18 protein-coding genes and 1 pseudogene are annotated in these 21,852 nt (G+C 63.0%); 11 read left to right on the forward strand and 8 right to left on the reverse strand.

The annotated features are described in order from the left end of the window. Positions 1 to 95: 95 nt before the first annotated feature. On the reverse strand, positions 96 to 1,595 hold the full coding sequence (locus RUW20_RS14825) for a CoA-acylating methylmalonate-semialdehyde dehydrogenase (protein ID WP_313953002.1): 1,500 nt from the start codon (positions 1,593 to 1,595) through the stop codon (positions 96 to 98). A 109-nt stretch (positions 1,596 to 1,704) separates the two neighbouring features. On the opposite strand from RUW20_RS14825, the gene RUW20_RS14830 reads away from it, so the two are divergent. The 11 genes and pseudogenes from RUW20_RS14830 to RUW20_RS14880 all read left to right on the forward strand — a co-directional run bounded on the left by RUW20_RS14830 (position 1,705) and on the right by RUW20_RS14880 (position 11,857). Further along, a complete protein-coding gene (locus RUW20_RS14830) occupies positions 1,705 to 2,484 on the forward strand; it encodes an IclR family transcriptional regulator (protein ID WP_313953003.1) in 780 nt (259 codons plus the stop codon). A gap of 110 nt (positions 2,485 to 2,594) precedes the next feature. Beyond that, a complete protein-coding gene (locus RUW20_RS14835; RefSeq protein ID WP_313953004.1) occupies positions 2,595 to 3,746 on the forward strand; it encodes a TRAP transporter substrate-binding protein in 1,152 nt (383 codons plus the stop codon). Between the two features lie 93 nt (positions 3,747 to 3,839). After that, entirely contained in the window at positions 3,840 to 4,424 is a 585-nt protein-coding gene (locus tag RUW20_RS14840; protein ID WP_313953020.1) for a TRAP transporter small permease subunit, read from the forward strand. Next, positions 4,421 to 5,770 carry a TRAP transporter large permease subunit gene (locus RUW20_RS14845; protein ID WP_313953005.1) on the forward strand — a complete coding sequence of 450 codons (1,350 nt, stop codon included), beginning with the start codon at positions 4,421 to 4,423 and terminating at the stop codon, positions 5,768 to 5,770. Before RUW20_RS14840 ends, RUW20_RS14845 begins: the two co-directional genes overlap by 4 nt. A gap of 22 nt (positions 5,771 to 5,792) precedes the next feature. Next, a complete protein-coding gene (locus RUW20_RS14850) occupies positions 5,793 to 7,118 on the forward strand; it encodes an amidase (RefSeq protein WP_313953006.1) in 1,326 nt (441 codons plus the stop codon). A 30-nt stretch (positions 7,119 to 7,148) separates the two neighbouring features. After that, positions 7,149 to 7,316 carry a hypothetical protein gene (locus tag RUW20_RS14855; protein WP_313953007.1) on the forward strand — a complete coding sequence of 56 codons (168 nt, stop codon included), beginning with the start codon at positions 7,149 to 7,151 and terminating at the stop codon, positions 7,314 to 7,316. Positions 7,317 to 7,331: 15 nt separating this feature from the next. Beyond that, positions 7,332 to 8,312 (forward strand): D-glycerate dehydrogenase, encoded by a 981-nt coding sequence (locus RUW20_RS14860; protein WP_313953008.1) that lies wholly within the window; start codon positions 7,332 to 7,334, stop codon positions 8,310 to 8,312. A gap of 37 nt (positions 8,313 to 8,349) precedes the next feature. After that, the gene (locus RUW20_RS14865; RefSeq protein WP_313953009.1) at positions 8,350 to 9,225 is read left to right on the forward strand and encodes an NAD(P)-dependent oxidoreductase; all 876 of its coding nucleotides are present in this window, start codon (positions 8,350 to 8,352) and stop codon (positions 9,223 to 9,225) included. After that, a pseudogene (locus RUW20_RS14870) lies at positions 9,213 to 10,094 on the forward strand (NAD(P)-dependent oxidoreductase); the annotation flags it as partial. The gene RUW20_RS14865 and the pseudogene RUW20_RS14870, both read left to right, overlap by 13 nt. A gap of 26 nt (positions 10,095 to 10,120) precedes the next feature. Continuing rightward, entirely contained in the window at positions 10,121 to 10,540 is a 420-nt protein-coding gene (locus tag RUW20_RS14875; RefSeq protein ID WP_313953010.1) for a heme-binding protein, read from the forward strand. A gap of 30 nt (positions 10,541 to 10,570) precedes the next feature. After that, a complete protein-coding gene (locus RUW20_RS14880; protein WP_313953011.1) occupies positions 10,571 to 11,857 on the forward strand; it encodes a glycerate kinase in 1,287 nt (428 codons plus the stop codon). Positions 11,858 to 12,054: 197 nt separating this feature from the next. On the opposite strand, the gene RUW20_RS14885 is transcribed toward RUW20_RS14880, so the two are convergent. From RUW20_RS14885 to RUW20_RS14915, 7 genes are all read right to left on the reverse strand, one after another. Beyond that, positions 12,055 to 12,612, reverse strand: a complete 558-nt coding sequence (locus tag RUW20_RS14885; RefSeq protein ID WP_313953012.1) for a FlgO family outer membrane protein — start codon at positions 12,610 to 12,612, stop codon at positions 12,055 to 12,057. Positions 12,613 to 13,076: 464 nt separating this feature from the next. After that, positions 13,077 to 16,109, reverse strand: coding sequence for a type I restriction endonuclease subunit R (locus RUW20_RS14890; protein ID WP_313953013.1), 3,033 nt, complete (start codon positions 16,107 to 16,109; stop codon positions 13,077 to 13,079). Beyond that, positions 16,106 to 16,600: a DUF4411 family protein gene (locus RUW20_RS14895; protein ID WP_313953014.1), complete on the reverse strand. Its 495-nt coding sequence runs from the start codon at positions 16,598 to 16,600 to the stop codon at positions 16,106 to 16,108. The genes RUW20_RS14890 and RUW20_RS14895 overlap by 4 nt, the downstream gene beginning before the upstream one ends. Beyond that, complete coding sequence (locus RUW20_RS14900) at positions 16,600 to 17,742, reverse strand: ImmA/IrrE family metallo-endopeptidase (RefSeq protein WP_313953021.1); 1,143 nt, start codon at positions 17,740 to 17,742, stop codon at positions 16,600 to 16,602. Before RUW20_RS14900 ends, RUW20_RS14895 begins: the two co-directional genes overlap by 1 nt. Then, complete coding sequence (locus RUW20_RS14905) at positions 17,742 to 18,146, reverse strand: ATP-binding protein (protein ID WP_313953015.1); 405 nt, start codon at positions 18,144 to 18,146, stop codon at positions 17,742 to 17,744. Before RUW20_RS14905 ends, RUW20_RS14900 begins: the two co-directional genes overlap by 1 nt. After that, a complete protein-coding gene (locus tag RUW20_RS14910) occupies positions 18,143 to 19,435 on the reverse strand; it encodes a restriction endonuclease subunit S (protein WP_313953016.1) in 1,293 nt (430 codons plus the stop codon). The genes RUW20_RS14905 and RUW20_RS14910 overlap by 4 nt, the downstream gene beginning before the upstream one ends. A gap of 2 nt (positions 19,436 to 19,437) precedes the next feature. After that, the gene (locus tag RUW20_RS14915) at positions 19,438 to 21,426 is read right to left on the reverse strand and encodes a class I SAM-dependent DNA methyltransferase (protein WP_313953017.1); all 1,989 of its coding nucleotides are present in this window, start codon (positions 21,424 to 21,426) and stop codon (positions 19,438 to 19,440) included. Between the last annotated feature and the right edge of the window lie 426 nt (positions 21,427 to 21,852).

Below are 21,852 nucleotides of genomic sequence, written 5' to 3' on the forward strand. Positions count from 1 at the left end.
CACGCCGGCAGGACTCTAACCGAAAACGCCCTGATCTACAAAATTCTTCAGGCGGAATGCCGTTGTCACGTCGCGATCAGCCGGCCAACGACGCGTCAGTGCGTTGGCATAACAAAACTGGCACTGCTCGGGATGTCCTGCGGCCAGCGACCGGTTGCCGTCTTCAGGCGGGTGTAGAAATGTACGCCGTCGGGGCCATGAACGGCATGGTCGCCGAACAGAGAACGCTTCCAGCCACCGAAGCTGTGAAAGGCCATGGGCACGGGAATTGGCACGTTGATGCCGACCATGCCGACCTCAATGCGCCGGACGAACTCTCTGGCCGTATTGCCGCTGCGGGTGAACACCGCGACGCCGTTGCCGTACTCGTGGGCATTGATCAGACCGATCGCCGCAGCAAAATCGGGCACGCGCACGATGCACAGCACCGGCCCGAAGATTTCCTCGCGGTAGATGCGCATTTCCGGGGTAACGTGGTCGAACAGGCAGCCGCCGAGGAAGTAACCGTCTTCGTGGCCGGCAACCCGCAAAGCGCGGCCATCGACCACCAGCTCGGCACCCTCCTCGACGCCGAGATCAACGTAGGCGCGCACCTTCTCAAGATGCTGCCGAGTCACCAACGGGCCCATTTCCATGGCCGGTTCGGTGCCGGGACCGACCTTGAGCGACCTGGCGCGCTTGCCCAGTGCCGCCACCAACTGGTCGCCGACATCGCCCACCGCCACTGCCACCGAGATGGCCATGCAGCGTTCGCCAGCAGAACCGTAGGCGGCACCGATCAGTGCCTCGACCGCCTGTTCCAGGTCGGCGTCCGGCATCACCACCAGATGGTTCTTGGCGCCGCCGAGCGCCTGCACCCGCTTGCCATGCGCGGCGCCCGTGGAATAGATGTACTCGGCAATCGGCGTCGAGCCGACAAAACTCACCGCCGCCACGCGCGGATCGGTGAGCAGGGTATCGACCGCCTCCTTGTCGCCATGGACGACATTGAACACCCCCTTCGGCAGGTCGGCCTGCGCCAGCAGCTCGGCGATAAACAGGCTGGCCGACGGATCACGCTCGGAAGGCTTGAGGACGAAGGTATTGCCGCAGGCCAGAGCGACGGGAAACATCCACATCGGCACCATGACGGGGAAATTGAAGGGGGTGATGCCGGCACAGACCCCAACCGGCTGGCGTAGTGACCAGCTATCGATGCCGCCACCGATCTGGTCGGAATACTCCCCTTTCAAGAGCTGCGGAATGCCGCAGGCGAACTCGACGACCTCCATGCCGCGAATGATTTCCCCCTTGGCATCGGCGAGCACCTTGCCATGCTCTGCGGTGAGAATCGCCGCGAGCTCGTCGATGTGCCGTTCGAGTAGCTCGCGAAACTTGAAGAGGATGCGCGCACGTCGCAGCGCTGGCGTATCCGACCACCCGGGCAGCGCGGCGGCGGCGGCGGCGATCGCGCTGCGGGTCTCGTCGGCGCTTGCCAGCGGCACCCGCGCCGTGAGTTGACCGCTGGCCGGATTGAACACTTCACCCCATCGCGAACCCGCGCCACGAACGAGATGACCATGAATGAAATGCTGTAGTGGCTTAACGGTATTCATATATGTGAACTCCGTGCTTGATTTTGAATTCAGTCTATAGTAGGTTCGCGCCATCAGAGGTGTCAATCGTATTCACAGCGACGACAGCGAGGTCAACGAGCTGATGTTAATGGCGACACGAGATCTGCCCAAGGCGGTAGTGCCATCGGTGCTCAAGGCCGCTCGCCTGCTTGACGAGCTCGCCGCCTCGCGCGATCCGCTAACGCTCGGCGAACTCGCCGCTCGTCTGGAACTACCCAAGAGTTCGACGCTCGGTCTGTGCACCAGCCTGACCGTCGCCGGCCTGCTGAGGCGTTTCGACGACGGCACCTACCATCTCGGGGCGCACCTCGTCGATCTCGCCCATGCCTACCTGTCGCGCACCGACGTCGCCAAGGAGTTCGCGCAGGCGCTGGATGCGCTGAAGGCCTTCGATGAGGAAGGCGCCGTACTGGCCGTGCGTCACGACACCGATGTCGTCTACATCGCATGCCGCAACGGCAACCAGCCGATCGGCATCACCTATCGCATCGGTATGCGACTGCCGGTGAGCTGCACCGCGACCGGCAAGGCACTGATCAGCACGCTCACCGACCCGGAAATCGAGCAGCTGTTTCGTGGCAAGGCTCTGCCGCGCCTGACGGCCAAGAGCTGTGGCAGCGTCAGCGCCCTGCTGGAGGAAGTGCGCGAGGTGCGACGCCAGGGATTCGCCATCGACAACGAAGAGACGCGTGACGGCATGTGCTGCATAGGCGTTCCGATCAGCGACCCGACGGGTGGCCCGGCAGTAGCTGCGGTGGCGGTGTGCATGCTGACGGGCGCCGGCACGCCGCGCAAGCGCGAGCAGGCCATCAAGACATTGAAGGAACTGGCGCAGATGCTGCTGCATCGTCTGGAAATGCTGCGCTGATACTTGGTTGCATAACAACAGGATCAATCGTGCGTCCCGAACGCAGGAACGATTGAAAACCGAAGCAACCATCTCTGTAGTAGGTCGTTTCACCAAGGAGGAGTTGAACCATGGAGTCAGAAGTCAAAACCGCCCAGACGGATGAAACCAAGAAGGTTTCACGCCGCAAGTTTCTCACTACCGCGGCAACCGGCGCCACCGGCGCTGCGATCACCGGTTTCCCGATGATTGCTGTCGCGCAATCCCCCATCGTGCTCAAAATGCAGGGCGCCTGGGGTGCCAAGGACGTCTTCAACGAGATGGCCGAAGAGTACGTCAAACGGGTCAACGAGATGTCCGAAGGACGCCTGCGCATCGACTACCTGGTTGCCGGTTCGGTGGTCAAGCCTTTCGAGGTGATGGAAGCGACCTCCAAGGGCGTGATCGACGCCGGCCACCAGGTTGCGGTCTATTGGTATGGCAAGAGCAAGGTCGCCTCCTTGTTCGGCTCCGGCCCGGTCACCGGCTGCGACGCCTCCCAGAACCTGGCCTGGATTCACCGAGAAGGGCATGTCTATTATGAGGAGCTGATGAAGAAGATCGGTCTCGACGTGGTCGGCTTCTTCGCCATGCCGATGCCAACCCAGCCGCTCGGCTGGTTCAAGAAACCGGTCAAGTCGGCAGCCGACCTGAAGGGTCTCAAATACCGCACCGTCGGTCTCGCTGCCGACCTGATGCAGGAGATGGGCACCAAGGTGACCCAGTTGCCGGGCGGCGAGATCGTGCCGGCGATGGAGCGTGGCGTCATCGAGGCCTTCGAGTTCAACAACCCGACTTCCGACCGACGCTTCGGCGCGCAGGACGTGGCGAAGTACTACATGATGGGTAGCTACCACCAGTCGATGGAGTTCTTCGAGATCGTCTTCAATCGCCGGAGATATGACGCTCTGCCGAAGGATCTGCAGGCCATCCTGCGCTATGCCGCGGAAGCGGCGTCCACCTCCAACTATGCTCTGGCGATGGACAACTATTCGAAGGATCTGCAGGAGCTGAGGGACAATCACAAGGTCAATATCGTGCGCACGCCGCAGGATATCTTCGACGCCCAGCTCAAGGCCTGGGACATCGTCACCAAGCGTATTGCCGACGAGGATCCCTTCTTCAAGAAGGTATGGGATTCGCAGAAGGCGTGGGCGAAGCGCGTCGGCTACTACTACTTCTACAACAACGCCGACTACAAGGCAGCTTACGAGCATCTCTTCGGCAAGCTCGGCTTCAAGTAAACCGTAGCCGACAAGGCGAAAAGAGCTGTATTAATTGCGGCGGTGGGTGCTTCGGCACCCCCGCCCGGTTTCTCGAGGCGGCCCACTATGTCCATTCAAGCGCTGCTGCACGGCATCGACCAGTTTTCGAAATCTGTCGGGCATGCCTTTGCCTGGTGCATCGTCATCCTGACGCTGGGCACCACTTACGAAGTTTTCGTTCGCTACGCGTTGAATGACCCGACCAGCTGGGCCTTCGACATGAGCTACATACTCTATGGCGGCCTGTTCCTGATGTCGGGCGCCTATGCCCTGTCACGCGGCGCCCATGTCCGCGGCGACGTCTTCTACCGCCTGATGCCGCAGCGCGTCCAGGCCAGTCTGGAGCTGGTGCTCTACATCATCTTCTTCTATCCCGGCATTATTGCCCTGATGTATTCCGGCTGGGGTTACGCAATGGATTCGATGCGTATCGAAGAGGTCAGCGTGAACAGCCCGATCGGTGTCCCGATCTGGCAACTCAAGCTGATCATTCCCGCCGCTGGCGCTTTGCTTGCCATTCAGGGCATCGCCGAGATGCTGCGCTGCATTATCTGTATCCGCAGCGGCGCATGGCCGGACCGTCTGCACGACGTCGAGGAGCTGGAAATAGCGATCCGCAAGCAGCACGTGGCAGCCACGTCAGGAGAAACGACATGACGGATCCGCAAGTTGCCCTGCTGATGCTGGGCTCGTTCATATTCGTCATTCTGCTCGGCTTCCCGATCGCCTTCACGCTGATGGCGATGGGCGTCGGCTTCGGCTACTACGCCTACTTCTGGCCTGACCAAGCCTTCTTCGACAACCGCGTCTTCTACCTGCTGACGCAGAATACCTTCAGCGTCATGAACAACGACGTACTGGTGGCGGTACCGCTGTTCCTCTTCATGGGCTACATCGTCGAGCGGGCAAATATCCTCGACCGCCTGTTCCACAGCCTGCAGCTTGCTTTTCGCGCCATTCCCGGCGCCATGGCGGTGGCGGCGCTGATCACCTGCGCACTGTTCGCTACCGCCACCGGCATCGTCGGTGCGGTGGTGACGCTGATGGGCTTGCTGGCCTTTCCGGCGATGCTCAAGGCGGGCTACGACGAGAAACTTTCCGCCGGCGTGATCGCTGCCGGGGGCACACTGGGCATTCTGATACCGCCCTCGATCATGCTCATCGTCTATGGCGCGACATCGGCAATCTCGGTCGTCAAGCTCTATGCTGCGGCGATGATTCCCGGCATGCTGCTGGCCAGTTTGTACATGATCTATGTCGTCACCCGGGTGGTGCTGAATCCGTCACTGGCCCCCAAGCTGCCGCGGGAGGCGTACGAGAACGTTTCGTGGGTTGACGTCTTCCTGCTCCTGGCCAAGGCTTTCGTGCCGCTGGCGGCCTTGATTCTGTCGGTGCTGGGTGCCATCCTCTTCGGGCTGGCCACCCCGAGCGAGGCGGCAGCAATCGGGGCCATGGGCGGCGTTCTGCTGGCGGCCCTCTACCGCGCCCTGACCTGGGGCCGGCTCAAGGAGGCGGTTTTCCTGACGGCCCGCACCACGGCCATGGTCTGCTGGCTGTTCGTTGGTTCCTGGACATTCTCGTCGGTCTTCTCCTACCTCGGCGGCGAAGGCCTGATCAAGGACTTCGTGCTGAGCATGGACCTCAACACGCTCACCTTCCTGTTGCTCTCCCAACTGATCATTTTCCTGCTCGGCTGGCCACTCGAATGGAGCGAGATCATCATTATCTTCGTCCCGATCTTTCTGCCGCTGCTGCCGCACTTCGGCGTCGATCCGCTGTTCTTCGGCATCCTCATCGCACTGAACCTGCAGACCTCTTTTCTGACACCGCCGATGGCGATGTCAGCCTATTACCTGAAGGGCGTCGCGCCCCGCCACGTGCAACTGGTCACCATCTTCAAGGGTTGCCTGCCGTTCCTGGCGATGGTGTTCGTGGCCATGACCGCGGTGCACATGTTCCCGCAACTGGTCTACTGGCTGCCCGACCTGCTCTACGGCAACTGATGATCCACCACGAAAGGACGACATGGAGCACTTGAACCTGCTCACCGCACGACAGGCGGCACAAGGCATTCGCGATGGCCTGTTCAGCTCGGAAGATCTGGTGCAGGCCTGTAGCGGACAGATCCAGGCTCGCGAGCCGACAATCCAGGCCTGGACCTATTTCGATCCGAACCATGCCCTGCTGCAGGCACGACGCGCGGATGAATGGCGGGCGGCCGGCAAACCGCTTGGCCTGCTGCATGGCGTACCCGTCGGCGTCAAGGACATCATCGACACCGGCGACATGCCGACCGAGGATGGCACGCCGCTGCACGCCGGGCGTGCGCCATGGCACGACGCCAAGGTGGTCGAGCTGCTGCGCGTCGCCGGCGCGATCGTCATGGGCAAAACGGTGACCACCGAACTGGCCACCTATTCGCCGGGCAAGACGCGCAACCCGCACAACCCGGAACACACGCCGGGCGGCTCGTCGAGCGGCTCGGCAGCGGCCGTGGCGGCAGGTATGGTGCCGCTGGCATTGGGTACCCAGACCAACGGTTCCCTGATCCGGCCGGCTGCCTATTGTGGCGTCTTCGGCTTCAAGCCCAGCCGCGGCATGGTCTCGCGTCAGGGCATCCTGCGCCAGTCCGAACGACTCGACCAGGTGGGATGGCTCGCGCGCAGCGTCGAGGACCTCGCACTACTCGGGGAAGTGCTGTCGGCATACGACGCGGACGAGCCCGGAATGGTGCCGCGCACCAGCGTGCCGATGCTGAGGGCGTGCGAGGAGGAGCCGCCGCTCCCCCCCAAGCTGGCGCTGGTCAAGACACCGTGGTGGCCACAACTCGATGCCGACGCCCGTGAGGGTTTCGGCGAACTGGTCGATCATCTGAGCGCACACGTCGGCGAATTCGAGCTGCCCGAGTCGACGGCCAAGGCCCTCGATTGGCACCTGACGATCATGGAGGCGGACCTTGCTGCCAGCTACGAAGCCGACTACGAGCGCGGTGCCGACAAGATGTCGGCTTCGCTGCGCGCACAGCTTGAGCGCGGACGCGCGATCACGGCGTTCGACTACCTGCGCGCGCTGGCGCGCATTCCCGTGGTAAGCGAAGCGCTCGACGAGGTTTTCGATCGTTACGACGCCATCCTGACGCCAGCCGTCGCTGGCGCCGCGCCACACGGCCTGGAGTCGACCGGCAGCCCGCTGTTCTGCACCCTGTGGACCTTCTGCGGCATGCCGGCGATCAACCTGCCGCTGCTGCACGCCGGCAACGGCCTGCCGGTGGGTGTACAACTGGTCGGTCGGGTCGGCGACGATGCCCGCTTGCTGCGCACCGCACGCTGGCTGGTCGCGGCAGTCGCCTAATTTGGCACGCAAGAAGAAAGCGAGGACGTCATGAAACTCAAGATGGTTACTGGGCTGGTCGGACTGGTGATGCTGATCGGGTTTCTGGCGCCACCAGCGATCAAGCTTGAGAAGGTGTCCCTGATCGTGGTGGTGCTGATCGGGGTAGGCATGGCGGTGTACGAGTACATCGAGAATCTACGCGACAAGGACGACTGAACAGGAAGCCCACTCATGAAAACGAAAATACTGGTCTGCCGGGCCATTTTCCCGGAAGTGATCGAACAGCTTTCGACGCACTTCGACGTGGACTACAACGATCAGGATGCCGCGCTGCCTGCCGAACAGCTCGCCGCCCGCCTGGCTGACAAGGCGGGCGCGGTCACGCTGCTTTCCGACCGTATCGACGCCACGGTGCTCGCCCAGGCGCCCGGTCTCAAGGCGGTCTGCAACGTCGCCGTCGGCTACAACAACTTCGACCTCGACGCCATCACCCGGGCCGGCGTGATGGCCACCAACACGCCGGGCGTGCTCAACGACACCACCGCCGATACCGCCTGGGCGCTGATCCTGGCCTCGGGGCGCCGCGTCGTCGGCGCCGACAAATGGGTCCGCGACGGCCAATGGAAGGGCTGGCAATTCCACGACGACTGGCTTGGCAACGACGTTCACCATGCCACGCTGGGCATCCTCGGCATGGGCCGCATCGGCCAGGCCGTCGCCCGGCGAGCCGCCGGCTTCGCCATGCGCGTCATCTACCACAACCGCCAGCCGCTCGACGCGGACGCGGAAAAGGCCTGCAACGCTGCCTGGGTCAGCAAGGAGACACTGTTGCACGAAGCCGATTTCCTGGTCCTGCTGCTGCCCTACTCGCCAGCCACGCACCACGTCATCGCTGCCACGGAACTGGCCGCGATGAAGCCCACCGCCCATCTCATCAACATCGCACGCGGCGGCATCGTCGACGACAACGCCCTGGTCGAGGCGCTGCAGGCGAAGCGCATCGCCGGCGCTGGCCTGGACGTCTTCGAGAACGAACCAGCCCTCGATCGACGCTTTTTTAGCCTCGACAACGTCGTGCTGACGCCGCACATCGGATCGTCGACACGGGCAACGCGCCTGCGCATGGCGTCGCTGGCCGCCGACAACCTCATCGCCGCGCTCAACGGCCAGCGCCCGCCCAATCTGCTCAACCCATCGACATTCGCCGGCTGACCTCGCACCCCGGCAACTCTGCACAGGAGACACTTCAATGCAAATCGGTTTCATCGGACTCGGCCTCATGGGCCGCCCCATGGCACTGCACCTGGCCAAAGCCGGCCACACCCTGCATCTCTGGGCTCGCCGTGCCGCCTCGCTCGACCCTTTCAAGGAGGTGGACGCCCAGATCCATGGCTCGCCCGCCGAGGTGGCAAAGCACGCCGAGATCGTGTTCACCATCGTGGCGGACGCCCCCGACGTGCAAGCGGTGGCGCTGGGCGAAACGGGCATTGCCGAAGGCGCCAAGCCAGGGCTGATCGTCGTCGACATGAGCACCATCAACCCCAACGCCGCACGTGAAATCGGTGCGAGCCTGGCGGCACAGGGTATCGATTTCGTCGATGCGCCGGTCTCCGGTGGCGAGGTCGGCGCGATCAATGCCGCGCTGACAATCATGGTCGGTGCCAAGCCCGAGATCTTTGAGAAGGTCAAGCCGCTGTTCGAGAAGATGGGCAAGTCGGTGACGTTGATCGGTGACATCGGCGCCGGCCAGGTGGCCAAGGCCTGCAACCAGATCCTCACCGGGGTCGGCGTCGCCGCCGTTGCCGAGGCCTTCAACTTCGCGGCGAAGAACGGCGCCGACGTGGCCAAGGTGCGCGAAGCTCTGCTCGGCGGCTTCGCCTACTCGCGCATCCTCGAAAATCACGGCCAGCGCATGATCGACCGTAATTTCAAGCCCGGTTTCAAGGCCTGGATGCACCAGAAGGACCTGCGCATCGTCATGGAGGAAGCCCACCGCCTCGGCCTGATGCTGCCCGCGGCGGCGGCCACGGCGCAGCTGTTCAACGCCATCGTTGGCAGTGGCATGGGCGAGGACGACTCGGTGGCCGCGCTCAAGTTGCTCGAAATGCTCTCCTCACCGGAATGAAGCTGGGCTTGATCGGCGTGGGTGGCATGGGCCGCCCAATGGGAGAGCACCTGCTGGCGGCCGGCCATCAGCTGGCGGTCTGGAGCCGCCGCCCGGACGCTGCGGAGGCGCTGCTGGCGCTCGGCGCGTCGCGCGCGGCGACCCCGAAGGAACTCGCAGCGGGCTGCGAGATCGTGTGCACCAACGTCACCGGCGGCGCCGATGTCACCGGCCTGGCCGAGCAGTTTATCGACGTGCTGGCGCCGGACAGCATCCACCTCGATTTTTCCACCATCGCCCCTTCCGTCGCCCGCACCATCGCGGCGCGCTACGCGGCGCGTGATATCCATTTCGTCGATGCGCCGGTGTCTGGCGGCACCACCGCGGCGCAAGCCGCGACGCTGGCCATCATGTGGGGTGGCAAGTCGGCGCTGGCTGCGCGGCTCGATCCGCTCTTCCGCTGCTTGGGCAAGGCCATCGTCCGTGTCGGCGAGGCAGGCGCCGGCCAGGTGGCGAAGAGCTGCAACCAGCTGGTGATGGTAGCGGCCATCGAAGCCTGCGCCGAGGCCGCACGCCTCGCCCGGGCGGCCGGCGTCGATTTCGGCAAGGTGCGTACGGCCCTGCTCGCCGGTTCGGCCGCTTCGCGCGTGCTCGATGTGTTCGGCGGCAAGATGGCGGCTCGCGAGTTCTCCGCCGGCGTCCAGGCGCGCCTCCACCACAAGGACTTCGCCATGGTGATGGACGAGGCGACGCGCACCGGCGTGCCGCTGCCGATAGGCGGCGCGGTGATGCAACAACTCGACGCACTGATGGCAGCCGGCTGGGGCACCCAGGACACCTCGAGGCTGCTCTGCGTGCTGGAAAGGGGCGGCCAGGACCCGGCCGATTGACGTAACGCATCACGGAGGAACTTGCCATGCAAACCAAATCGGTGTTGAACCGCGACGATGTCGCCGGCATCGTCGCTGCCTGTCGCGAAGAAGCCTTGCGCAACCAATGGCCAGTGACCATCGCCGTTGCTGACGATGGCGGACACCCGCTCGCCCTGGAACGACTCGACGGCTGCCCGCAGGCCAGCGCCTACATTGCCGCGGACAAGGCAAAGACCGCCGCGCTCGGGCGCCGCGAAACGCGACTCCTTGAAGAGATGATCAACGCTGGTCGAATCTCCTTCCTGTCGGTCCCGCTCGACAGCATGCTCGAAGGCGGCGTGCCGATCATTGTCGACGGCCAGGTGATCGGCGCCGTCGGCGTCTCCGGCGTCAAGCCGGAACAGGATGGGCAGATCGCCAAAGCCGGGGTAGCGGCGATCACGGCTGTCCCGGGCGCTCAGTGATTCGAACCTGATCAGCTTGCCGAGGCGCGAATGAAGGGCGATCCCGCCGATCTGTTGCGCCGCATGTTCGCAGCGGCGATCGCCGCCGCCCAGCCCGCCGTCTGCATCCCGCCGCATTTGCCGGCAGCGCCGCGCGGGCGGCTGCTCGTCATCGGTGCCGGCAAGGCATCGGCGGAGATGGCGCGTGTCGTCGAAGCGAACTGGGCCGGGACACTATCCGGCCTGGTCGTCACCCGCTACGGCTACGCCGTGCCGTGCCGTCGGGTCGAGATCGTCGAGGCGGCGCACCCGGTTCCGGACGAGGCCGGTCTGGCGGCGGCGCAGCGGATGATGGCGCTGGTCGATGGCCTGACCGCCGACGACCTGGTGCTCTGCCTGATTTCGGGCGGTGGTTCGGCGCTGCTGCCGCTACCGCTCGCCGGCCTGACGCTGGAACACAAGCAGGAGGTCAACCGCGCCCTGCTCCGCTCTGGCGCGAGTATCGGCGAGATGAACTGCGTGCGGCGCCACCTGTCGGCGATCAAGGGTGGCCGCCTGACCGCCGCCTGCCATCCGGCCCGGGTCGTCACGCTCTTGATTTCAGATGTTCCGGGCGACGATCCTGCGGATATCGCCTCCGGGCCGACGGTTGGCGACCTGACCACCTGTGCCGACGCGCTGGCCCTCATCCGCCGTTACGGCATCGAGCTTCCGGCGCCAGTACGTCAAGTTCTGGAATCCGGCGCGGGGGAATCGGTCAAGCCCGACGACCCACGCCTGCGCGGCAACGTCACGAAGATTGTCGCCACCCCGCAGATGGCGCTCGAACGTGCGGCCGAAGTCGCCCGCTCGGCTGGCATTGCCGTGCACATCCTGGGGGACGCCATCGAAGGCGAAGCGCGGGATGTCGGCAAGGCGCTGGGCGGCATCGCCCGACAGGTCGCACGCTACGGACAGCCTTTCACACCGCCGTGTGTTCTGCTCTCCGGCGGCGAAACCACCGTCACCGTGCGGGGGAACGGGCGAGGCGGGCGCAACGTCGAATTCCTGCTCTCGCTGGCCGCCGCCCTGAACGGCACACCCGGCATTTACGGCCTTGCCGGCGATACCGATGGCGTCGATGGCCTGGAGGAAATCGCCGGGGCGCTACTGACCCCGGACACGCTGGCTCGCGCCTGGGCCATCGGCGTCAACGCCAAGGACGCGCTGGCCAACAACGATGGCCACGGTTTTTTCCAGGCGCTGGGCGATTCGGTGGTCACCGGGCCGACGCTGACCAACGTCAACGACTTCCGTGCCATCCTCGTTCTTCCGGGGCTCGTAGTCGAGCAAGCTTGAAGGAGTCGGGGCCATCTGGCTGTCCCAGGCCCCAGGGATGAGCTGCCAGCAGACCCACCGCCTGACCCGTCGGAGTGACAGCAAACCCTTTGGCGAGACGAAGAAAAGGCCAGAAACCTGGCTGCTGCCTGGTTTCTGGCCCTTCCTGGATTACTTCTGGAAACCGTCCATGGTGCCAACTGACACCATGGTCGCCGTCAAGGCTTTCTCGAACCGGCGATCCTGGGTTGCAGGAGAACCTTGGCATCCGGACCCATCGGTACGACGAAGTCCGTGGTGGAAATGACCGTTTCGGATTCCACGTCGAGCATCCGCAGCGACACATAAGCGCTACGCTTGCCAGGAGCAAATACACCGACCACCAGCGCCGCCGCATCGGTGCCCTTGAGCGCACTCTTGGTCTCGTCCGATAATTTCAACATCCCGCGGTCTTCCTTGACGAAGAGTTCCGTGGGCAGTTCCATGGCTCTGATGCGATAGCCCGAATTGTTGAACGCCGAGGCAATCTGGCTCGATACGATACGACCAAAGGCCGCGGTCTGGTCCAGCTCATCGACATTGACGAAGGTGCTGACCACGATCATGCTGTTCGGCGGCAAGGGCATTTTCGTCTGCGACAGCAGCGCCGCCGTCGCCTTGTAGCTGACTTCGATCAGGTCGACATCTTTGGGATCTTCCGGATAGCGATTGGTAGCGCATCCGCCGAGCAGGGTGACAGCCATGAGTAAAGCGAAGCTTACCGCCAGTCGTTTCATACCGATTTTCTCCTTATTTGGCGAGCTGCCGGGTAACAGACCCTGTGCATCACACTCTCCGTTTTATGGTTCCGTACTGAAGCAAGGGCAAGGTTTCAGTTGTTGAAATTATTGCCTGGCAGGGACAAGCGACCAAAACTCCTGTCATCTCCCGTCAATGCCAGCGAAAGCATTGCTACCCCAACATCCTCCACGAGGGCACTTGCAGCCCCCTCCGCCCTGGCCTTTGGCGATCATACAATCGCCCGCCAATTGTGTAACGGACATTTCGCACGTTCGTGCCGTATGGCTTGCTGCCTACTGCACCATGCCCATTGGCAGGGAGGATGCACAGCAAACGCTGACAATACTGCAGTCCTCCTCCGTTGTCGATCCACACCTTACCGTCTACGGCCAATATCCGGCAAACCTGATGGTCCCGAACGGCAAGGCGCACCTACCTGTCCGAGCCGTCACCGGAAGCATTATTCGGCGGCGCCTGGGGCCATTCCGCTTCGAAATCGTCGATAGGCTTCCGAAGCCATCCACCCCGTGACGATCTTCTGGAAAGGCTCGTTGTTCATGAAGCGGACGAAAATCTCCTCGTTTTCGTCCATGCGTTCAACGAACAGCTTCTCGAGGAGGTTCCTGAATACCAGTTCGAATTTGTCGCCGGGATTGGCCGCCGCTGCCTGTCGCAATCCGGCATCGGCCATCGCCGCTTCGACGATCTGATCGAAGAACAGCTGATCGGCCTGGTTGAAGTCGGTCCCGAAGCGTTCGTTCACCACATCGATGAGCTGCGACAACGGAACCGCCTCTGCTCCTCCCTGCCCGCTGCCGACTTCCGTTGGCCCGTCCAGCCGCCCAGCTTCGCCGTCCCGCAGCGAGATGGAGCCCTCGCTGATCTTCTGCAGGCGGTAGTACTCGAGCTGCACGTCATCCGCGAACTGGTACGCTGCGCCGCTCGTGCGCCGCGGCAGCTTCGCCGCAAGATGGCGGAGAAACACGTACAGACGTTCCAGGTCCGAGTCCTGATACGGAATCACCTGACTCAGAAAACCATATAGGTTGAGGAATGCCTGCATCTTGCCGCGCCACAGATCCGCGTCTTCCTCATCATCCTTCTGACGTCGGGCGAAGCGGGAAACCGCCGGATCGAGCGCGGCGTTCATCGCTTGATGATCCATCGCACTTTGCCGCTGCTTCGGTTGGAAGTACACATCGCAGAAGCGCTCGACCTCGTCATCCAGGTAGATCGCGGAGGCATCGAGTTCGCCCTTGATGACGTACATGCGGGCCGGGTCGACTTCGTCCCCCATCCCGGCTCCTTCGTAGTAGATCTTGAAGGCCTCGCGAATCTCTTCTGGCGCGTTGACGAAGTCGAGAACGAACGTATCTTCCTTGCGCGGATGTGTCCGGTTGAGGCGGGAAAGCGTCTGCACCGCCTGGATGCCGGCGAGCCTCTTGTCCACGAACATGGTATGCAGCAGCGGCTGATCGAAACCGGTCTGGTACTTTTCCGCCACCAGCAGCACCTGATACTCCTGCGTGGCAAACCTTTCCGGTAGCTCCTTTTCCGAGATTCCGTGGTTCATCCCCACTTCGGTGTAAGTGACCGCAGCGAGCTTGTCGTCCTGCACCGTGCCCGAGAAGGCCACCAGCGACTTGATTTCGTAGCCCTTCTGCTGGATATAGCGGTCGAAACTCTGTTTGTAGCGCACCGCCTCCAGGCGCGAACCGGTTACCACCATCGCCTTGGCGCGACCACCGATCTTGTGCCGGGTAACGGCGTGGAAGTGCTCGACCATCACCTCCGTCTTCTGCGCGATGTTGTGCGGGTGCAGGCGCATGAAGCGGGCAAGCGCCTGAGCCGCCTTCTTGCGCTCGACATGCGGGTCGTCCTCGCAGGACTTGAGCAGCTTGAAGTAAGTCGCGTAGGTCGTGTAGTGCTTGAGCACGTCGAGGATGAAACCCTCCTCGATCGCCTGGCGCATGGTGTAGCGGTGGGCGGACTGCCCGGCGCGCCCGAACACGGCGAGGGTCTTGTACTTCGGCGTCGCGGTGAAGGCGAAAAAACTGAGATTGGCCTGCTGCCCGCGCTTGGCCATGCTGCGAAACAGCTCCTCCAGATCATCGCGGCCTTCCTCGGCCGCACGGCTTCTCGCCTGTTCCCGCAGGCCCTCGCCGCCGAGAACCTCCTTGAGGTCGGTCGCCGTCTCGCCGCCCTGCGAGCTGTGAGCCTCGTCAATGATGACCGCACAACGTTGAGTGGCGAGCGTTCCGGTGCTGGTGCTTCCGCGTTCCTCGGCCATCTTCAGCAACTGACGCGAGACGAATGGAAACTTCTGCAGCGTGGTGATGATCACCGGCACCGCGTTCTCCAGCGCTTCGGCGAGTTGCCGCGAGCTCTCGTCGATCCGCTGCACCACACCGCGTTTGTGCTCGAACTGGTAGATCGTGTCCTGCAGTTGCTGGTCGAGCACCACGCGGTCGGTGACCACGATCACGCTGTCGAAAACGCGCTGATTGCCAGAATTGTGCAGGGATGCGAGGCGATGCGTCAGCCAGCCGATGGTGTTGCTCTTGCCGCTGCCCGCCGAGTGCTCGACGAGGTAGTTGCGCCCCGGGCCCTCGCTGCGGGCAGCGTCGACCAGTATCCGCACTGCCTGGAGCTGATGGTAGCGGGGGAAGATCATCGACTCGGTCCTGACCTTGCGCCCCTGGTCGTCGCGCTTCTCATCGATCTGAAGATGGATGAAGCGTGCGAGCAGGTCGAGCAGGCTGTCCCGCTGCAGTACTTCTTCCCACAGGTAGGCCGTGCGATAGGCTCGCCCGGCCGGATCGGGCGGGTTACCGGCACCGCCGTCGCAACCCTTATTGAACGGAAGGAAGTGCGTCGCCAAACCCGCCAGGCGGGTGGTCATCAGTACCGACTCGGTATCCGCCGCGAAGTGCACCAGCGTGCGGTGCTTGAACTCGAAAATCGGCTCGCGCGGGTCGCGGTCCTGCCGGTACTGCCGGCGTGCGTCGTCGACCCGCTGGCCGGTGAGCGGATTCTTCAGCTCCACGGTGGCGACGGGAATGCCGTTCAGGCTCAGCGTCACGTCGAGAGATTTCTCGCAGCGCGGCGAAAAGTGCAGTTGCCGGGTCAGCCCCAGGCGGTTCGCGGCGTAGCGTGCTTCCAGCTCCGGATTCAGCTCATGCGCCGCCTTGAAGAACGCTGCGTGCAGCGTCCGCCCGTAGCATTTGAAGCCATGACGCAGCGTCGCCAGCGCGCCGTGCTGGTCCATCCATTTGCACAGGTCGCCGAGAACCTGTTCGCCGGTCTTGTCGCCGTGCAGCGCCTCCAGCTTGGCCCACTCCTTCGGCTGCGTCTCGCGGATGAAGGCGAGTACGGTCTCGGGGAAAATCGCCCGCTCGCGGTCGAAGCCCTCGCCCGCGATGGGCATGTAGCCGTTCTGCAGCAAGTGCGCCTCGATAACGGATTCGAAGGCTGCCTCGTTGCTTCTGTTCATGGCGTTGGGCCAAGTACAAATCGGGCGCGTTCCCGCCTCAGCATTTCAAATGGCGTCAAGCACTTGATTCCAAGACCAATACAAGCGTCCGGAATCTTGATCTTGCGCGTCGACGCTGACGGAACCTCGTGGGTAACGACGGTGTGCTGGCCTGCAAGCGCCTGCGCCACGACGTAGTAGTCCGCCACTTGGAGAAACGTGGCGATCGCCGATTGCTCGTATGACTGCCCAGTTGCCCAAGTGCTCACCGCGGCCAGAGACGGGAAAGTGGAAGCATCCGGTGGCCGGAAGAAACCGGCCCCGCGCTGCGCCGCCCATTGCGAAAGCGCATCATCCCCAGCAACGATTTCGTCTCCAACCTTCTCGATGCTGAACACACCGCCGGATCGATTGTTGGTCACAAGCCAGTCCCAGAACGCCGGACAGAAGTCGAGCCCGTAATGCAATCGATGCGCCGACATGAAGACGTTTGCATCGAGCACGTACGCCATCAGAACAGAACCCCGAGGGTTCGTCCGAGCTGGTCGAACGTGGACATCTTCTTGAAGCCGAGCAACCGGAAAGCTTCGGTGAACGAAGATCGGCCCTCGAGCGCACTGGTCACTACCGCACGTGCGAAACGTTTACTCGCCCGGGCGCCAACGCTGCGATAGAAGTCTCCTCCCGCTCCTTTTGCGACTTCACGCAACCGCGCCAGCTCGTGTTCGTACGCCTCCCAGTACGTAGCGCCCACGAGCGAGCCCGAATCATGCATGCGTCGCAGAATGACCAAGGTGCTCACCTTGAACCGTCGTGCGAGCCGATCAAGCTCGGCGCGCAACTCGGAACCGGGTTCGTGAGCCGCGCGGAACGCCGCCAACGGAACCAGCAACTCGGCAGCGACCTGGTTGCACCAACGCTCCACCACCTGTGCCGGGGCCGCGGACGCTTGAGCGTCAGAAAGTGCGGACTCACCGAGCCAGATGTGCGCAAGTTCGTGCGCCAGCGTGAACATCTGTGCAGCCTTGCTGTCGCCACCATTGATGAACACCAACGGGGCAAGATCGTCGGCCAGCGCGAAGCCGCGGAACTCCTGTGGATTGAGCTTGCGCCGGGTGTTACTACCCACCACACCGCTTACCATGACCAGAATGCCGAGCCTGTCGGCCTGCTCGATGAAGCGTCGCAACGCCTCGGTCCAGGTTGGCAACTGAGCGCGCGCATCGAGATCAAAGCCCAGCACCTTGCGGATGACCCCTGCGGAACGAACAATGTCGTCCCCGACACGGACCGAGCCGACGAATCGCAGCCGATCATCACCGGCGGATCGAGCGAAATCGCGGTACCAGTCTTGCCGTTGCTGGCAGAGATAGACCGTATCCAGGAGATCCGGACTGGGCCGGCGGACGGTGGCATCGGCAACCGTTCGAAAATCGGGAATCGGAACGACCTCTGTCGGCGGCTCCGCAAGAAACAGAAATCCAACCGGCGTATGCGTTGCCTTCGCAAAACTCTCGAGTTGTTTGAACGTAGGGTGTGCGTCGCCGCTCTCCCACTGGTCGAGCTTTGGGAAGTGTCTGTCGAAGTAGGCAAGGTCGAGCCGAGAGCGTTCTCGCGCCCAGGTCAACATCACTGGTTGGATTTCAACTCGCATCACGTCATCTTCGCAAGTTTCTGCCCGAGCCACCAGACAGCAACCTGACGGTAGTAGTGCACCAACTCACCGCTATCGGCGGCGGACTTGTCTCGTTGCCAATGGAAACGCTCGCGCGGCTTGCGGATCAGGTGACGATGTCCGCCCGCCCAGACCTGTGCAGGGCATTCGAGACTCGGCACGTCGGCACCAACCCGGATGTCGTCAACGGTGAACGATTCAACCGGCGCGCGGAGCTTGTTCGCCTGCTTGGCGAAGGCCGAGAGACACACGCGAAGTGCATCGAGCATGCTGGTCTTGCCGACGCCGTTGACCCCGACGACCAGGTTGAATCCCGGCTGAAAGCGGAACTCGGCTTTCTCGATCGCACGAAGGTTGACGAGCTTGAGTACAGTAACTCTCATGCTGCGCTCTCCACGTCGATCTGTCCCGTCACAGCCGCGGCGATGAGCGCGGAGCGGCGCTCCTTGAGCAGGGCGGTGGAGCGCTCGGTCGCGATACGCAGCTTGTCGATCTTCTTGGTCTCGATCGCTATGTAGGTAACGATTGCGCGCTGCTCGCTGAGCGAAGGCACTGGCAGAAAGACCTCGAAGAAACCCTCGGGATAGAGGCGCAGCCGCGATGACCACACGCCCTTGGAATATCGAGTGACCTCCTGAGCAAAAACGGGTAGCCGCACCAATGCGTCTACGTAACTCGGTTCTAGTCGATCGCCTGGCTCATACACGTTGTAAGCCGGGCTGGCGATACCATCGACCGGCGACACGCCCATGGCTCCCATCCATGCCCAAAGTGTGTTGACCACGAGATCGCCCGTGAGACAGATCTTGTACCCCTCAGTCGTCTCCGCCTCGAACATGTTGACATCCTTCTCGGAACGAGGAGTGACGCCAGTGAGGTGCGACACCGTGAGGAGTTCTTCCTCGCCCGTGGCTGAACGCTGATCGCGTTCCCTGAACAACCATCTCGTCCGTTCAGCCTCCCAAGCAGCGGGAATCTCGCCGAGCCAGGGGATGCCGGAGTCGCGGAGAGGGGCGCGGGGGTCGAGGCAGCGGGTGACTGCGCGGGTGATGAGCGCCCGGCGCTTTTCGGCCAACAGCCCGAGCACCCGTTCCTTCGCCGCCACCAGCGCATCCAGCCGCGCCGTCTCGCGATCGAGGTAGTCGGCGATAGCGCGTTGCTGCAGGACCGGGGGAATAGGCGCGAACATCTGCGACAAATGAGTTGGACCAAAGTGCTTCAAAGCGCTTCCCGTTTGCGCGAGCGATACCTGTGTAGCAAATGCATCCGAAAGAAAGAACCAACGGAAGAAGTCTCTATCGGCTTCCTCTTCCTTCGGACGAACGATGATGATGCCGGTATAGGGAATCGCTCCAACTGTCACAGCATCGACCTCCGCACATAGACCAGTTGACGCGCTTCCACTAATCAACAGGTCCCCGTTTCTGACTCTGAAGTGCGACCACTTCGCCTCGACAAGATCTGGCGAGAGGAAGTTGCATCCATCAAGCGACACGATTCGGCCACCGAGCCCGGCGATTCTCAACAATGGAACGCCGTCACTCTCGAAGTCGACGGCCATGATGCCGGGGCCTTCGATGAAGCAAACGGCGCGCTTCAGTGGTTTGAGCTTCCAGTCCTTAGGCAAGGCTGGAAAGAGCGGCATCGGATTCGAACGCCCCGCTGTGCTCACGCTCACTCCGTCACTTCCCGAAGCAACCGCATGATCTCTTCCTCCGCCTGCTTCAGCTCCGCGTCGATCTCCTCCAACGGCCGCGGTGGGGTGTACTTGTAGAAGTGGCGGTTGAAGTTGATCTCGTAGCCGATCTTGTCCTTGGATCGGTCCATCCAGGCATCGGGCACGTGCGGTCGCACCTCGCGCTCGAAGTAGGCGTCGATGTCGTCCTTGAGCGGCACGTTCTCGAAGTCGCGCAGGTCGGCGTCCGGCTCGTCGCCTTCATCGCGCCCGACCTTGGCGACCGCCTCGGCCTCGGGGTCCTTCTGCGTGAAGACGCTGCGGAAGAGCTTCTGCTCGGTCGCCTTCCAGCGCGACTTGCGTGAGTGCAGCGCGTCCTCGATACGGCTCCACACCGCGTTCCAGTCACGCTGCGGCTCGCGGCCGAGTGCCTTGTCGATGGCCTGCACGTCGTCGAGCAAATGCGGACAGGCATCGAGGAAGCGGGCCTTGTCCTCCACGGTCATCTGGTAGCGCAGGCGCAGCGGCCGCTCGACGGTGACGCGGGTGTAGCCGAAATCGGCGTTGTCGAAGGTTTTCGACGTCTCGCCGTCGGTCTGCCCGCCGTAGAGCTGCACGATCTCGGTGATCTGAGTCTCGGTGATGTGCCGGCGCTTGTCGCCGAGGCTGCGCTTGTTGTCCTCGCTGCCGCCGGCGGTCCACACGGCGCGAGCATCGACGAGCTGAATTCTGCCCTTGCGCTGCGCCGCCTTGCGGTTGGTGACGACCCACACGTAGGTGCCGATGCCGGTGTTGTAGAACATCTGTTCGGGCAGGGCGATGATCGCCTCGAGCCAGTCGCTCTCGATGATCCACCGGCGGATGTCGCTCTCGCCCGAGCCGGCGCCGCCGGTGAACAGCGGCGAGCCACTGAAGACGATGGCCAGCCGCGAGCCGTGCTTGTGCTCCGCCGGGCGCACGGGCTCGCGCTTGTCCCACATGTGCTGCAGGAAGAGCAGCGAGCCGTCGTTCACGCGCGGCAGTCCGGCGCCGAAGCGGCCGTCGAAGCCGCGCTTGTCGCGCTCGCGCAGGATCTCCTTCTGCTGCTTCTTCCAGTCCACGCCGAAGGGCGGGTTGGTCAGGAAGTAGTCGAAGGTCTCGCCCGCGAACTGGTCGTCGGTGAAGCTGTCGCCGTAGCGGACGTTGTTGCCGGCGCCGTTGTGGTCCACCTGTTTCATCAGCATGTCCGACGCCGCGGTGGCGAAGGCACGCTTGTTGTAATCCTGCCCGTAGACGTAGAGCCTGGCGGCACCGTGGTGTTCACGCAGGTAGTTCTGCGCCTCCGCCAACATGCCACCCGTACCACATGCCGGGTCGAGCAGCTTGCGCACGGTGCCAGGCGTGGCCAGCAACTGGTCGTCGTGGATGAACAGGATGCTGACCATCAGCCGGATGACCTCGCGCGGCGTGAAGTGGTCGCCGGCAGTCTCGTTGGCCAGTTCGTTGAAACGCCGGATGAGGTTCTCGAAAATGAGGCCCATCTGTTCGTTCGGCACCGTGCTCGGGTGCAGGTCTACGTCGGAGAATTTGGAGACGACCAGGTAGAGGATGTTCGCCTCGCGCATGCGCTCGATCTCGTTCTCAAACTCGAAGAAGTCGAAGATGTCGCGGACGTTCTTGGAGAAGCCCTTGACGTAGCTGACCAGGTGCTGCGCGATGTTATCGGGGTCACCCTTGAGCTTTCCGAAGTCGAGCGGCGAGTGGTTGTGGAAGCGTTGACCGGCGGCGTTGTTCAGGTGGGTGTCGAGCGCGTCGCCTTCGAGCTTGCCGCCCTTGCGCTTCTCCAACTCGGTCAGGACCTTCGCCTTTGTCGGCGCAAGCACGCAGTCAAATCGGCGAAGCACGGTCATGGGCAGCATGACGCGCTCGTACTGCGGCGGGCGGTAGGGCCCGCGCAGAAGATCGGCGATCTGCCAGATAAGGTTGGAAAAGTAATTGTGGTCAGGCATCGGTGCAGCCTACTTCAGTTGGAATCGGGCATTGCGGACGACGTGAGTTCGGGACCGTTTGCCGATCGTATCTGGATTGAAACGCCGAGCGGCAATACCCATGGGATTGTAAGCGACGAACGACCGGTCAGGGGTTGCGCGGGAGCCGCCAGGGTGTTCGCGGGGAAGCGACGCGATCGGAGAGCAACCCCCGAGCACGTGGCAAGAAAACGATCGGCGGATATCTGGCTGAATCCGTTTGCGCCGCCGGTAGCGCCGCACAGACAGCGCGCGGCCGCTCCACGTGTCAGCTCCAGTGCATGGTCCAGACGCAACAAACCCGCACTTGGGCGGGTTATGTGGATCACTGCGGACCAACTTGGACTGCTTGATGGTGCCCAGGAAGGGAATCGAACCCCCACACCTTGCGGCGGCAGGACCTAAACC

The sequence above is a fragment of the Accumulibacter sp. genome (assembly GCF_032229525.1).
GTDB lineage: Bacteria > Pseudomonadota > Gammaproteobacteria > Burkholderiales > Rhodocyclaceae > Accumulibacter.